The following is a 16,076-nucleotide window of genomic DNA, read 5'->3' as shown; positions in this document are numbered from 1 at the left end:
AAAAATGAAAAATACATATTTATATATTTTCTGTTTGAGTTTATTGTGTCTGAGTTCTTGTAGTTTAGAAACAGAGCCTCTAACACAACAAACAGATACAAATTTTTACAAAACTACAGCAGATGCTTTTTCGGCATTAGCAGGTTGTTATGATGGATTACAAGTTGCTACTGGCGCTTATACAGATACTAAAACTGGAGTTACAGGTATTGGAGTTCCAGTGATGAGTGAAGTGATGTCAGACGACTGTTTTGGTGGAACCGGTGCTTCGGACCGTTATAATTTTGCACTCGTTGACGAATTCGATATTACCCGTTCTCCTTCAGATGTAGATTTACTTAATGGTAACTGGATTGCTTATTATAAAGCACTTTATCGTTGTAATGTTTTCTTGATGAAAATGGATCAAATCGATTGGAAAGGGGATACCGTTTTAAGAAATACTTACGAATCGGAAACTAAATTTATAAGAGCCTATCTTTATTTTGAAATGGTACGTCTATGGGGAAATGTGCCGTTATTAACGGCTCCTTCTTCTGAAAATATCCCACAAGCAACTCCAGAAGATGTTTATAAAGTTATCGCAGAAGATTTAGTATTTGCTTCAAACAATTTGCCTTCAGTAGGGTATAGTGCTACAACAAGTGGACATGCTACTAAGTGGGCTGCAAAATCTTTATTAGGTCGTGTTTATTTGTATTACACTGGATATTACGGAAAAAATGATTTGGCAGGTGTAGTAACTAAGGCACAGGCATTAGGTCATTTAGAAGATGTTATTGCTTCTAGCGGTCATGGTTTAGTTGATGATTTTTCTACTTTATGGCCAGCAGCTTCTGGTGATAATTATGCGGGAGAAAATAATAAAGAAACAGTATTTTCTATAAAATATACATATACTAGTGATTATAATGGAAATACTGATGGTAACGCTTGGATGGTAATGTTTGGAATGAGAGAGTTTTCTTCTTACCCGTATGGACATGGTTGGGGAGTTACAGTAAATTCGAAATTATGGAATGCTTACAACGCCAATGACACAAGACGTGGATCAACAATAATTGGAATTGAGGAAGAAAATATTCCGTTTGATAAATTAAATAATCAAAGAGAATATACGGGGTATTATAACAAAAAATATTCTCCAATGATTGATGAAAATGGATTAGAACTTCCTATTAAAATGGGTAGTGCATTCTGGGATATAAGTCAATTTCAAGATTATGTAGTACTAAGATACTCGGATGTATTGTTAATGGCTGCCGAATTAGGAAGCGGGAGTGCTCAGGCTTATTTTGATCAAGTTAGACAAAGAGCCTATAAAGCTAGTTTTGCACCTTTAGCTGTAAGCCAGGCAAATATTATGAACGAAAGACATTTAGAATTTGCTCTTGAAGGTATTAGATATTGGGATTTATTGCGTCAAGGTATCGGTACAGCTTCTTCAACCATTGCAGAAACTACAAGCTTGTTAAGTGGAGGAGTTGCTACTACCAAAACAATTACAGCAGCTAAAATACAAGAGACAAAAGGGCTACAACAAATCCCTAATACTCAGATTACATTGTCTGGAGGAGTTTTAAAGCAAAATGCTGGTTGGTAATTTTAACTAAAAATTAAAAAAAAATGAAAAAGACTAAATTATTAATTGCATCATTTTTGATGTTAACGGTACTGTTTTTGGTGCCGTCTTGTTCGCCTGATACGTATTCCTTAGATGGGGCGACTGATAAATCGAATATACATTTTGATATTACTCAGGATTTAGCAGTCGATGCAGGGGGAAATACTGTGATACTGAAAAATACTACCCCAGGAGTTATACTTAATTGGGACTATGGTACTGGAAAATCCAACAAAGCCATGGAAACTGTAAAATATGCTTTTAAAGGTGATTATACCATTAAAATTACGGCAGTTACTGATGGTGGTCTTGTTGAGTTAGATCCTGTTACTATCACTGTTACCCAAGATAACTTGAACTACGTCGACGATCCTCTTTGGAATTTACTTTCAGGTGGCGTTGGACATTCTAAAACTTGGCTTTTGGATTTAGATGCAAACGGTGTTTCAAAATATTTTGCCGGACCTATGTACTTTTATGGTACCGATAACGCATGGTTAGAAGGTGGAGATAAAGGATGTTATGGTTCAGATTGTTGGAATTGGAATCCAGAATGGAAAGGCAACACATGGATTGCAGCTAAAGGCGACTACGGAAGTATGACATTTAGCTTAGATGGTGGTCCATTTTTAACAACAGATCATAAAATGATGCCAAGCTATGGTCAAGAATCTGGAACGTACTTTTTAGATGCTAATGCAAAAACATTAACCACTTCCAATGCTACTATTTTGCACACCAATGAATATGAGAATTGTGTAGATAATTGGCAATCAATGAAAATTATGTCTATAACTGAAAACACATTACAAGTTGGTGTTTTAAGAAAAGGTAGTTGTGATGGGGCAGCAACATTGGTTTATAATTTTATATCAAAAGAGTACAGCGACAATTGGGTGCCAACAGCTGTTGCAGATCCAAACCCAAGTATTGATTTAAATGGTGGGACAGTGGATGATTTATTATCAACTACAACTACAACTACTAAAACTTGGCATTTAAGCAGCGACACACCTTTTAACTGGACTGACTTGAATGGAACATTCTTAAACAATTGGAATTCGGTTGCAGATTATGAAGCTGCCGGTTGGCCAGGATATGTTTCTGGTGATCAAGCTACTGTTATTAAAAACAAAATTTCATTTTCTAACAATGGAAATGTTAGCACTGTAACAAGTAGTGGCGCCACAGCTTCAGGAACCTTTGTTACAAGTACAGATGGAAAAAATATTATTACGTTTAGTGGTATAACTCCATCATTTCCAATAGGAAGTTCATGGGCAACGGTTTCAACTACAGCTGAAAACCAATGGAAAATCGTAAAAACTGCAAAAACAGGAAATGTAGTTACTGATATCTGGTTTGGAAAAAGAGACCCAAATAAGAGCGAGTATATGGTTTTTCATTTTGTATTGGATTAAAGAACTTTGGTTAGTGTAGTTTTTTGGGTTTAAAACGGGTATGCAATATCAAGAGTTGGGATTCTTATCCTACTCTTGATAGCAATCCTAAAACAATACAGATTTGTTTTAAAATTTTAAAAAAACGTATAGCCGAAAAGTAATAATATAATGTATCGGTAAGTGGTGTTATTTGTACACTTATCGATACATTTATAATACTTTAAACACCATTATAATTTTAAGTAAATGAAAAATTTAAGCAATTTTATACAAACGTTGGCACTGTTGGGAGTTACAATTCTAGTGATGTCCTATACTGGGAAAGAAAAGGGAACTATTCCCAATTCTAGAAAAGTGACATTCAATTCAGGTTGGAATTTTCATTTAAACGACAGTATAAAAGATAAAGATACAATCAACAGCTCTACAACTTGGAGAACCTTAAACTTGCCACACGATTGGAGTATCGAAGGAAAGTTTGATGAAAAAAGCCCTGCCGGTTATGGCGGAGGCGCTCTTAATGGAGGCTTGGGATGGTACAAAAAAACATTTAAGATTGCTCTTGAGAATAAAGAAAAAATTACGTCAATAGTTTTTGATGGAGTTTACAAAAACAGCCAAGTCTGGATCAACGGACATTATCTAGGCAAACGCCCAAATGGGTATATTGGTTTTCAATATGACCTTTCTCCTTATTTGAATTATGGGGATAAAAACAATGAAATTATTGTCAAAGTTGACAATTCAAAACAACCTAATTCTCGTTGGTATTCCGGTTCAGGGATATTCAGAAACGTATGGTTGGAAACAACAGATAAATTATATGTTGAACAATGGGGAACTTATATTACCACCCCAAAAGTAACTTCTAAAAATGCTTCGGTACATTTAGAAACTACAATCAAAAATCAATACGCCGCTTCAAAAGGCGCAACCATTCTAACTACAATTTTCAAAAACGACACTAAAGTAACTTCGGTTACCCAAAATATTACTATTGCTGCAAACGCAAATCAAGTTCTAAATCAAGATATCCTTGTTAACAATCCCGTTTTATGGTCTGATGAAAAACCGGAACTATACACTTCGGTTACAATAATTAGCGTAGACAACAAGATTATTGACCAATACAAAACCAACTTTGGAATTAGAAGCTTCAAATTTGATCTCAATAAAGGATTTATTTTAAACGGAAAACAAGTCAAAATCAAGGGCGTTTGTATGCACCATGATTTAGGCCCACTGGGTTCGGCCATCAATACCAGAGCCATCGAACGCCAATTGGAAATTCTGAAAGGAATGGGCGTAAATGGTATAAGAACTTCTCATAATCCACCGGCTCCGGAACTTTTGGACCTTTGTGACAAAATGGGTTTCATCGTTATGGATGAAGCATTTGATATGTGGAAAAAAGCAAAAACCAAATACGATTACAGCCTTGACTGGGATAAATGGCATACCAAAGATTTGCAGGATCAAATCCTTAGGGATCGTAACCACCCAAGTATATTTATGTGGAGTATTGGAAACGAAATTCCAGAACAATGGAGTGATGAAGGTGTAGTTATTGCAAAAGAATTATCAGGAATCGTAAAAAAACTGGATACCACAAGATTAGTGACTGCCGCAATGAATCCTGCAGTTAATATGAATATTGATGACGTAACGCTACAATTTGAAAAGTCTAAAACCTATTTCAATAAGTTAGCTACTTCGGGAGCTTTGGATATTATAGGATATAATTATGCTCATCAAACTTTTGAGCATCATCAAAAAAACTTTCCTAATGTCCCTTTCATAGCAACCGAAACTACTTCGGCTTTAGAAACACGCGGATATTATGATAATGTTTCGGATGTTGTTAAGAAATGGCCTGTAAGATGGGATCTTAAATTTACAGATGGAAATCCAGGCAATACAGTATCTGCTTACGATCAAGTTCAGGCGCCTTGGGGTTCAACTCACGAAGCGACTTGGAAAGTGATGAAAAAACACGATTTCCTTGCAGGAATGTACATATGGACTGGATTTGATTACATCGGTGAACCGACACCTTACGAATGGCCGTCAATCAGTTCTTATTTTGGGATTTTTGATTTAGCTGGTTTTCCAAAAGACGTTTATTATATGTACCAAAGCGAATGGACTAATAAAACGGTTCTGCACCTCTTCCCACACTGGAACTGGGCGGCAGGTCAAAACGTAGATGTTTGGGTATACTACAACAATGCCGATGAGGTTGAACTTTTCCTTAACGGAAAATCATTGGGAACCAAAAAGAAAGAAGGAGACGATTTACATATTATGTGGAGAGTACCGTTTCAAGCAGGAACTCTGAAAGCGGTTTCTCGTAAAAACGGAAAAACAGTTTTAGAAACCGAAATCAAAACAGCCGGAGCAGCATCAAATTTAAAATTGTCAGCTGACAGAGCAACCATAAAAGCCGATGGAAATGATTTGTCTTTTGTAACGGTTGATATTATCGATGCAAATGGTTTGCTTTCGCCAAATGCAAATAACGAGATCCAGTTTTCTTTGAAAGGAAACGGAAAAATTGTAGGTGTTTGTAGCGGAGATCCAGTAAGTCACGAATCCTATAAAGCGGACAGACACACAGCTCTTAACGGAAAATGTCTCGTTGTAATTCAGGCAGGAGAAAAAGCAGAAAAACTGGAATTGACAGCCAGTGCCAATGGTTTGAAAAGCAGTACAACAATAATTATGACTAAATAAATATTTATCCTAACCCTAACAGGGTTTAAAACCCTGTTAGGGTTAGGGTTTTAAAACTAACAACAATGAAGAAACGACAACTAATACCACTTTCCATATTTATGGTATTTGGACTTTTTGTAACTCCAAAAGGATTTGCTCAAATTCAAAATGCCGATGTTTTGAACGCACCAATAGACATCAGCAAAGATTTTCAAAATTATCTGAACACTTTTTATTTTGCTGATGAGTTAACTAGTTTTGACCCAGCAACAGGAAAAGGAACTATAAAATATTTACGTTACAATTATCAAACACGTCAGGCTTTCAACAATATGATGATGAAGCCAGGTGTTGTCCCTTCCAATGAATTTCCAACGACGGAGTATGCGGTTTCTCCTGAATTGCCTTTTCAAATTCAGTTTGTGTCGGATCGTTCCATTCGTATCAAAACGACTTCTGGACCACAATTTCGTCCTGAAAAAGAATCTTTGATGTTGGTTGATGGAGTAGCTCCAAACCACCCAGAATTATGGAAATCTTCTAAAATAGAAGGAGGTTATAAATACACGAGCAAACACGGTTCTGTTGAGATTTTGTCTAAACCTTGGCACGTGAAAATTTATGACGAAAAAGGGAAGTTACTTACTAGCACTCTTCACGATTCTGATTTTAAAAACACCTATACACCAACACTTCCGTTTTCGTTTGTTCGTAGAAACAGCGATTATTCAAGAAGTATGGGAGCTGCTTTTAGCTTAGAGCCAGATGAAAAGTTCTTTGGTTGTGGAGAATCATTTACCCAATTCAATAAACGTGGACAAAAAGTGGTTTTATGGACGGATGATGCCAATGGTATTCAAAACGAAACCATGTACAAACCGGTTCCATTTTATATGAGTAGTCGTGGTTACGGAGTTTTTATGCACCATTCAACACCAATTACTTGTGATTTTGGAAAATATTTTGGAAGTGCCAATGAAATGTATATTGGCGATGATGAAGCCGATTTGTTTTTCTTCATTGGGGAACCAAAAGAAATATTGGATGAATATACAAACCTAACCGGAAAAGCTGCAATGCCACCGCTTTGGTCATTTGGTTTCTGGATGAGCCGTATCACTTATTTTTCTGAAAAAGAAGGACGTCAGGTTGCCAAAGATTTGCGTGCATATAAAATCCCAACAGATGTAATTCACTTTGACACGGGTTGGTTTGATGTAGATTGGAGAAATAATTACGAATTTTCTAAAGATCGTTTCCCGGATGCTGTAAAAATGATGTCGGATATGAAAGATGACGGTTTCCATGTATGTTTATGGCAATTGCCTTATTTCTCTCCAAAAAATACTTTGTTCAATGAGATCATGGACAAAAATTTAGCGGTAAGAGATCGCAAAGGTAACCTTCCTTATGAAGATGCAGTATTGGATTTTTCGAATCCTGAAACTGTGACTTGGTACCAAGCAAAATTGAAACATTTGTTTGACCAAGGAGTTTCTGTTTTCAAAGTTGATTTTGGAGAAGCTGCACCACCAGACGGAATTTACCATTCAGGACGCACCGGTTTCTATGAGCACAATTTATACCCATTACGTTACAACAAAGCAGTTGCTGAAATTACCCAAAAAGAAAAAGGATATACTTTAATCTGGGCAAGAAGTACTTGGGCAGGAAGTCAACGTTACCCATTACACTGGGGTGGTGATGCCGAAACAAGTAATGGAGCGATGTCAGCCGAATTAAGAGGAGGACTTTCATTGGGATTAAGCGGTTTCAGTTTCTGGAGCCATGACGTGGGAGGATTTGCAACAAAATCACCTGAAAACTTATACAGAAGATGGGCGCCTTTCGGAATGTTTACATCTCACGTAAGAAGCCACGGGGAGCCTCCAAGAGAGCCTTGGTTGTACAGCAAAGACTTCTTGGAAGGATTTAGAAACGCCGATAATATGCGTTACGAATTAATGCCTTATATCTATGCTCAAGCCAAAGAAAGTTCTCAAAAAGGATTACCGATGATGCGTGCTTTATTCCTAGAATATCCAAATGATCCAGGAGCTTGGTTAGTTGACAATGAATACTTATTTGGATCCAGTATGTTAGTGGCTCCTTTATTTGAAGAAGTGACAGAAAGAGACGTATATCTTCCAGAAGGAACTTGGATTGACTATCAAACCAAAAAAGTGTACCAAGGCGGATGGCATAAAATCAAAGCGGGCGATATTCCAATCGTAGTTTTGGTAAGAGACGGTTCTGCGATTCCTCATATTGGATTGGCACAATCTACAAAAGATATGGACTGGAGCAAATTAACCTTAAAAGTGTATGCGACAGATGCTACCAATACAGCAACTGCTAAAGTATTCTTGCCAGGAACTGACGCTGTACAAACGATTACGGTTTCTAAAAAAGGAACCAATTTTGAACCGACTTCAAATCCATTAACTGGAAAAACCACTTTCAAAACGGAGTGGATAAAATAAATATGTTGAGTTAGTTTAGTTTTTTAATCGGGGTTTTGAAATATCTAAACCCCGATTAATTAAAATGAAGCAAGCCATAAAATAAATTACAATGATAAAGAAACTAATACTTCCCGCTTTATTACTATCCATAAGTATAGGTAATGCTCAAGGCAAAAAAACAAAATCCTATGAATTGGCTTCTCCAGAAGGGAAGAACAAAATTCAATTTCAGTTGGTTGACAGCGCACCAAAATATGCGGTTAATCACGGAAAAATTCAGGTGATTACCCCATCTGATATGGGTTTTATGCTAAAGAACAATGACGATTTAAGCAAAAACTTTGAAATCGTAAAAGTTGAGAACTCCACTTTCGACGAAACTTGGGAACAGGTTTGGGGAGAAAAGAAAAAAATCAGAAACCACTACAACCAAATGGTAGTGAAATTGCAACAAAAGAGCAATGAAAAAAGAAAACTGGAAATTCAATTCCGTGCTTTTGACGATGGTGTTGCTTTTAGATATGTGTATCCAAAGCAAGGAACAAAAGACAGTATTTTCATTATGGATGAAAAAACGACTTTTAACCTGAAAGACGAAGGAAAAGCGTGGTGGATTCCGGCTTACAAAGAAAATCGTTATGAGTATTTGTATCAAAATTCAAGTATAAATGCTATTGACACTGTTCATACACCATTGACAATCGAAAGCAAAAGCGGTTTGAAATTGAGTTTCCACGAAGCAAACTTGATTGATTATGCCAGTACAACATTGGTAAACAACACAGGAACACAATTAAAAACTGACTTGGTGCCTTGGGCTGACGGTGTTAAAGTAAGAGTAAAAGACACCTTCACATCTTCTTGGAGAACAATCCAAATTGGAGAAAAATCTGGAGACTTAATCGATTCTTATTTGATTCTAAATCTTAACGAACCTAACAAAATGGGTAATCCATCGTATGTGAAACCATATAAATACTTCGGAATTTGGTGGGCTATGCACATTGGGAAATATACTTTTTGGGAAGGAGATAAACAAGGGGCAACTACTGCTCACGCAAAAGAATATATTGATTTTACTGCCAAAGAAGGTTTGCACCATTTATTGATTGAAGGATGGAACAAAGGTTGGACGCCTGCTTGGTATGAAAATAAGATGCATATGTTCAGTTTCACTCAAAGTGCCGATAATTTTGACTTGGAAAAAGTCGTAGAATACGGAAAAGAAAAAGGGGTTGAGCTTATTGGGTACCACGAAACGGGTTCGAATTTGATTAACTATATGAAACAAATCGATGCTGGTTTTGCTTTATACAAAAAATTAGGAATCCATACCGTTAAAATCGGTCACGTAGGTTCAAAACTAAATATGAAAGAATGGCACCACGGACAATTTGGAGTAAACTATTTCAGATATGTTTTGCAAAAAGCAGCCGAATATGATTTAGCTGTTTTCTATCACGAACCAATCAAAGACACTGGAGAACGAAGAACTTATCCAAATATGTTGGCTAGAGAAGCGGCAAGAGGTCAGGAATACAACGCTTGGAGCGAAGGAAATCCGCCAAGTCACGTTGTTATTTTGCCATTTACCAGGATGTTATCTGGACCAATGGAGTATACTCCTGGAGTTTTGGATGTTGAAATCAAACAAGGATATCCTGGAAAAAGAGTTCACGGAACAACAGCACAGCAATTGGCAATGTATGTAACATTTTATTCGCCTATTCAAATGTTAGCCGACCTTCCGGAAAATTATGCAGTACCAGCTTACCAATTCCTAAAAGACGTTCCAACTGATTGGGCGGACACTAAAGTTTTGAATGCTGAAATTGGAGAATACCTGACAACTGTTCGTAAAGACGAAAACAGCGAAGATTGGTATTTGGGAAGTATGACCAATGAGAAATCAAGAGATTTAGAGGTTTCATTGTCATTTTTAGATTCTAAAACTACTTACGAAGCTCAGATTTACGCTGATGCCGAAGGTACAGACGAAACACACAATCCATCAGCGGTTGCTATTTCTAAAAAAACTGTAAAAGCTTCAGATGTATTGAAATTGCATTTAGGAGGAGCTGGAGGTACAGCCATCCGATTCAAAAAATTGTAAGGCACAGTTATTTTTAACCCAATAGGATTGAAATTCTATTGGGTTATTTTCTGTAGCGATTTAAAGCAAACATAATTTTCTAATGAAAAATAACTTAGCAATAGTTTTTATTTTAATTATTCTAAACAATGTCAATTTGTTTGGACAAGGTTCGAACACAATAAAATATGACACTAGAATTATAAAAGTCGATTACAATAAAACGGCCGGAAAGTTGAATACGATGTTCAAAGAATGCATTGGAGCTGGTCGTGCCAATGAGGGATTACGCGCCGATTGGCAACAGCAACTGGCTATGGTAAAAAAGGAATGTGATTTTAAATATATCCGTATGCACGGTTTATTGACCGATGATATGGCGGTTTACCGTGAAGACAATAAAGGAAATCCGGAATACAATTACCAATATATTGATGCCTTGTACGATTTTCTTTTGAGTATAAAAATAAAACCTTTCGTAGAATTAGGATTTATGCCTTCGGCTTTGGCCAGCGGAACCCAAACCATTTTTTGGTGGAAAGGAAATGTAACTCCTCCTAAAGATTATAAAAAATGGGAAGACTTAATTCGCAATCTAACACAGCATTTTACCGAACGTTATGGTGCCGATGAAGTGAAGACTTGGTATTTCGAGGTTTGGAATGAACCCAATCTGTCGCCAGGTTTTTGGACAGGAACCCAAGAGGAATATTTCAAATTATATGACTATACGGCTAGAGCTATCAAAAGCGTAAATCCAGCTTATAAAGTGGGAGGTCCTGCAACTGCCGGAGCGGCTTGGGTACCGGAAACAATTGAATTTGCTACTAAAAACAATGTGCCTTTAGATTTTATCTCTACACACGCTTACGGAGTTGGTCAAGGCTTTTTAGATGAATTTGGAGGTTCTGGAACCGTTTTGAATAAAGATGCGTCGAGTGTGAGTGGAGAAGTAATTAATTCACGCAAGCAAATTTCAAGTTCGGCTAAACCAAACTTGGAATTACATTACACCGAATGGAGTTCATCATATACTCCGGCAGATCCAATTCACGACAGTTATCATTCAGCTGCCTATATTCTTCAAAAACTGAAACAAGTGGGCAATGCTGCAAACTCTATGTCGTATTGGGTTTTCACCGATATTTTTGAAGAACCTGGACCAAGATTTACACCTTTTCACGGTGGTTTCGGATTGTTGAATACCCAAGGAATTAAAAAGCCAGCCTATTTTTCGTATTCTTTTTTAAACAAATTGGGAGAAACAGAACTTCAAAATACGGATACATCTTCTTGGGCGACTAAAAATGCAAAAGGTAATGTACAAGTTTTGTTTTGGGATTTCACCTATACTTTGCCGGATGCTACAAATAATCAGCAATATTATATAAAAGATTTACCATCAAAACCAAAAGGAGCTGTAAAAGTTGAAGTGGCTGGACTTCAAAAAGGGAGCTATACTTTAGAAATATACAAAGTTGGCTACAAAGTGAATGACGTATTCACCGATTATTTAGGAATGAATAAGCCGAATCAACTTAACCTTCAACAGGTGAATACTTTGAAACAACGAAATAATGGTGCGCCGATTGCAACAGAAAAAGTTACAATCGATTCCAAAGGAATGTATAGCAAAGAATTTAACATAAATGAAAATGATGTGCTGTTGCTGAATTTTATAAAGCAGTAGTTATAAAAAATAAGACCAAAAATTACCTAGTTATGAAAAATCAAATAATAAAATTATCCTTTTTTTCAATGTTATTGGTTGCAGGATACAATGCCAATTCACAAACGGTTAAAAATACAAAAGCCAAAGAATCTACTGTGGCAAAATCTATAACTTCAAAATATGATTCCGAAATCGACCAGCTGATTTCAAAAATGACATTGGAAGAAAAAATAGGTATGCTGCACGGTAACAGTATGTTTGCTAATGGAGGTGTAAAACGTTTAGGTATTCCAGAATTAAAAATGGCCGATGGACCACTTGGAGTTCGTGAAGAAATTTCTCGTGATAGTTGGGCTCCTGCGGGATTAACCAATGATTTTGCGACTTATTATCCAGCAGCGGGAGCTTTGGCTGCAACTTGGAATCCTTTGTTAGGGTACACTTTTGGTAATAGCGTGGGGCAGGAATTGCGTGCTAGAGACAAAGATATGCTGCTTTCGCCTGCAATTAATATTGTGAGAACTCCACTTGGAGGAAGAACGTATGAATATATGACCGAAGATCCATTTTTGAACAAAAAAATGGCTGTACAAATGGTTATTGGTTTACAGGATAACGATGTTATGGCTTGTGTAAAACACTTTGCTGCCAATAACCAAGAAACCAACCGTGATTTTATTGATGTTCAAATGGACGAGCGTACCCTGCGTGAAATTTATTTGCCAGCATTCGAAGCGGCCGTAAAAGAAGCTAAAGCGTATAGTATAATGGGAGCCTATAACAAGTTTAGAGGCGAATATTTATGTGAAAATGATTATATGCTAAATAAAGTATTGCGTGACGAATGGGGTTTCAAAGGAGTAGTTGTTTCTGATTGGGCTGCGGTGCATTCCACAGTAAAATCTTTGAATAGCGGTTTGGATATCGAAATGGGAACACCTACAACAAAGTTCAACGAATTTTTCTTGGCCGATAGATTAATTGCCGCTGTCAAAGCTGGAGAAATTTCAGAAGCCGAAATTAACAAACACGTAAAAAGAATATTAGGAGTCTTATTTCAAGTAAAAGCAATGGGCGGTAAAGACCGTGTTAAAGGGAGTATTGCTACTGAAGCACATTACCAAGATGCCTATAAAATTGCAACAGAATCAGTGGTTTTGTTGAAAAACGAGAATAACGCATTGCCTTTGAAACTAGATGGTGTTAAGTCTATTGCAATAATTGGAAATAATGCAACCAAGAAAAATGCCTTGGGCGGATTTGGCGCAGGTGTAAAAACCAAAAGAGAGGTTACACCTTTGGATGCATTGAAAAGTAAACTGCCAAGCTCAATCAAAATCAACTATGCTGAAGGCTATTTAGAGCGTTACGAAGAAAAAAAGGTTGGTAAATTAGGAGATATAACTATGAATGGCCCTATAACCATCGATCAATTGGATCCTGCTAAATTTGAGGAAGCAATTGAAGCTGCCAAAAATTCTGATGTGGCAATTGTTTTTGCGGGTTCCAATCGTGATTATGAAACCGAAGCCTCTGACCGTAGAAGTCTAAAGTTGCCATTTGGACAAGAGGAATTGATTCAAAAAGTATTGGCTGTAAACCCAAGAACCATTGTGGTTATGGTTGCAGGCGCGCCTTTTGATATTGAAGCAATAAAAAATAAAACGAATGCTTTGGTTTGGAACTGGTTCAACGGATCTGAAGGAGGAAATGCATTGGTTGATGTATTGTTAGGAAAAATTAATCCTTCTGGTAAATTACCTTGGACTATGCCAAAAAACATTATGGATTCACCAGCACACGCTACAAACAGCTTCCCTGGTGGTAAAACGGTAGATTATGCCGAAGGAATTTTGGTTGGATACCGTTGGTTTGATACCAAAAAAATTGAACCTCTTTATCCTTTTGGATACGGATTGTCATACACGACTTTTGCTTTCGATAATGCAAAAACAGATAAAAAAGAATACGCAGCTGATGAAACAATTTCAGTTTCTGTAACAGTTAAAAACACTGGAAAAGTTGACGGTAAAGAAGTTGTTCAATTATACGCTTCTAAATCGGATTCAAAAATTACCCGTGCTGATCAAGAATTGAAAGGTTTCCAAAAAGTATTGGTTAAAGCTGGAAATTCTGCAACAGTAACGGTTAAAGTTCCTGTAAAAGAATTGGCTTATTACAATGTGGAAACCAAAAAATGGACAGTGGAGCCAGGAAATTACACTTTGAATATTGGAAGTTCTTCTCGTGATATCAAGAATAAAATTGATGTTACCATAAAATAACAATTGCTATTAATTAACCAATAACAAATACTATTATGAATAACAAGATTAAAAAATATGGATTTATTTTTTTTCTATGCTTTGCTTTTTTAAGTATTGTTGCCTGTAGCTCAGATAATGGAACTCCAGAGGAAACAAAACCAGCAGCGAAAACACTTACAACAGATGTTAACAAGATAGATTTTGTTGCCAAAGGAAATTCTGCGAGTGTGGCCGTTACCACTGACGCTAAGGCATGGGCTATTTCTTCAACCGTTGCTTGGATTCAATTAAGTAAAACTTCGGGAACAAATGGGACTAGTTTAGTATCAATTACTGCTTTAGAAAACACAACTACCGTTGCAAGAACTGCTACAGTAACTATAAGTTCAAGTGAAGCTGAATCAGTGAAAATTTCAGTTTCACAGGCTGCAGGTACCGGTACCGTTGTTACGGGTTTATACCCTGGTTATAATACTAATCCAATCGCAGATGATGCAACAGGAATGGCAAGTACAGCTGTAGAATTGGCCGCCAAAATGAAATTGGGCTGGAATATTGGAAACACTTTGGAAGCCACACCTGGAGGCGAAACAGCTTGGGGGAATCCAAATGTTACCAAAGCCTTGATTGATTTGGTTAAAGCAAATGGATTTAATGCTATTAGAATTCCTTGCTCCTGGAATCAGTTTGCTAATGCAACAACCGCACAAATCACCGCAGCAAGGTTAGCTAGAGTAAAAGAAGTAGTGCAATATTGTATTGATAATGATATGTATGTTATCGTTAATATCCATTGGGACGGCGGATGGCTGGAAAATAATTGTACCGAAGAAAAGAAAGAAGCAAATAATGCCAAGCAAAAAGCTTTTTGGGAACAAATAGCAACCAGTTTACGCGATTTTGATGAGCATTTGCTTTTTGCTAGTGCTAATGAACCAAACGTTGAAAATGCAACTCAAATGGCAGTCTTGAATTCGTATCATCAGACATTTATTGATGCTGTTCGTTCTACAGGTGGAAAAAATGCATATCGTAACTTAATTATTCAAGGGCCATCCACAGATATCGAAAAAACAAATAAATTAATGACTGCTTTGCCAACGGATAAAGTAGCTAACAGAATGATGGCTGAGGTTCACTTTTATCCTTATCAATTTTGTCTTATGACAGAAGATGCTGATTGGGGTAAAATGGCTTATTATTGGGGAGCAGGAAATCATTCAACTACCGATACTGCTCACAATCCAACTTGGGGAGAAGAAGCTGATGTGGATAAATTTTTCCTATCGATGAAAACACAATTTGTAGACAAAGGAATTCCGGTTATTTTGGGAGAATTTGGTGCAATAAGACGTTCAAATTTAACAGGTGATGCATTAACATTACATCTAAAATCAAGAGCAGATTTTTACAAGTATGTCGTAAAACAGTCAAAAGTAAATGGCTTAATACCTTTTTACTGGGATGCTGGAAATTTAGGGTTAAACACGATGTCTTTGTTCGATAGAAGTACTAATACGGTTTTTGATGCTCAGGCATTGACTGGATTGAAGGATGGATTGAAATAAAATAGCTGTATAAAATCTTTGATTTAAAGGTTTTTCATGAACTAAAGGATGGTCATATTGTTTAATGTGATAATTAATTGTTAAAAACATTAATTTAATTATCGTAAAGATTAATTAAATTATAATAAACAATAATTTAATTGTTATATAGATTAATTTAATTATCATAAACAACAATTTAATTGTTATTAAAAACAAATAAATTGTTTTATGTATTAATTAAATTGTTGTTTATGACTATTTGTTGTTCTAAAACCATCATTATCTGAT

8 protein-coding genes are annotated in these 16,076 nt (G+C 36.4%); all 8 read left to right on the top strand.

The annotated features are described in order from the left end of the window. Positions 1-4 precede the first annotated feature (4 nt). The 8 genes from AC1DY0_RS10935 to AC1DY0_RS10900 all read left to right on the top strand — a co-directional run bounded on the left by AC1DY0_RS10935 (position 5) and on the right by AC1DY0_RS10900 (position 15,806). The gene (locus AC1DY0_RS10935) at positions 5-1,603 is read left to right on the top strand and encodes a RagB/SusD family nutrient uptake outer membrane protein (RefSeq protein ID WP_477188632.1); all 1,599 of its coding nucleotides are present in this window, start codon (positions 5-7) and stop codon (positions 1,601-1,603) included. Positions 1,604-1,626: 23 nt separating this feature from the next. Next, complete coding sequence (locus AC1DY0_RS10930; RefSeq protein WP_477188631.1) at positions 1,627-3,045, top strand: hypothetical protein; 1,419 nt, start codon at positions 1,627-1,629, stop codon at positions 3,043-3,045. A gap of 228 nt (positions 3,046-3,273) precedes the next feature. Further along, complete coding sequence (locus AC1DY0_RS10925; RefSeq protein WP_477188630.1) at positions 3,274-5,760, top strand: glycoside hydrolase family 2 TIM barrel-domain containing protein; 2,487 nt, start codon at positions 3,274-3,276, stop codon at positions 5,758-5,760. A 65-nt stretch (positions 5,761-5,825) separates the two neighbouring features. After that, a complete protein-coding gene (locus AC1DY0_RS10920; RefSeq protein WP_477188629.1) occupies positions 5,826-8,225 on the top strand; it encodes a glycoside hydrolase family 31 protein in 2,400 nt (799 codons plus the stop codon). A 91-nt stretch (positions 8,226-8,316) separates the two neighbouring features. Beyond that, positions 8,317-10,320, top strand: a complete 2,004-nt coding sequence (locus AC1DY0_RS10915; protein WP_477188628.1) for a glycoside hydrolase family 97 protein — start codon at positions 8,317-8,319, stop codon at positions 10,318-10,320. An 82-nt stretch (positions 10,321-10,402) separates the two neighbouring features. Further along, positions 10,403-11,989, top strand: coding sequence for a GH39 family glycosyl hydrolase (locus AC1DY0_RS10910; protein WP_477188627.1), 1,587 nt, complete (start codon positions 10,403-10,405; stop codon positions 11,987-11,989). 32 nt (positions 11,990-12,021) lie between these two features. Then, a complete protein-coding gene (locus AC1DY0_RS10905) occupies positions 12,022-14,256 on the top strand; it encodes a glycoside hydrolase family 3 C-terminal domain-containing protein (RefSeq protein ID WP_477188626.1) in 2,235 nt (744 codons plus the stop codon). 35 nt (positions 14,257-14,291) lie between these two features. Beyond that, positions 14,292-15,806: a cellulase family glycosylhydrolase gene (locus AC1DY0_RS10900; RefSeq protein ID WP_477188625.1), complete on the top strand. Its 1,515-nt coding sequence runs from the start codon at positions 14,292-14,294 to the stop codon at positions 15,804-15,806. Positions 15,807-16,076: the final 270 nt, after the last annotated feature.

The sequence above is a fragment of the Flavobacterium sp. P1_E4 genome (genome assembly GCF_056405915.1).
The sequence above is the reverse complement of the archived record's forward strand: the minus strand, read 5'-3'. Positions and strand labels throughout refer to the sequence as shown.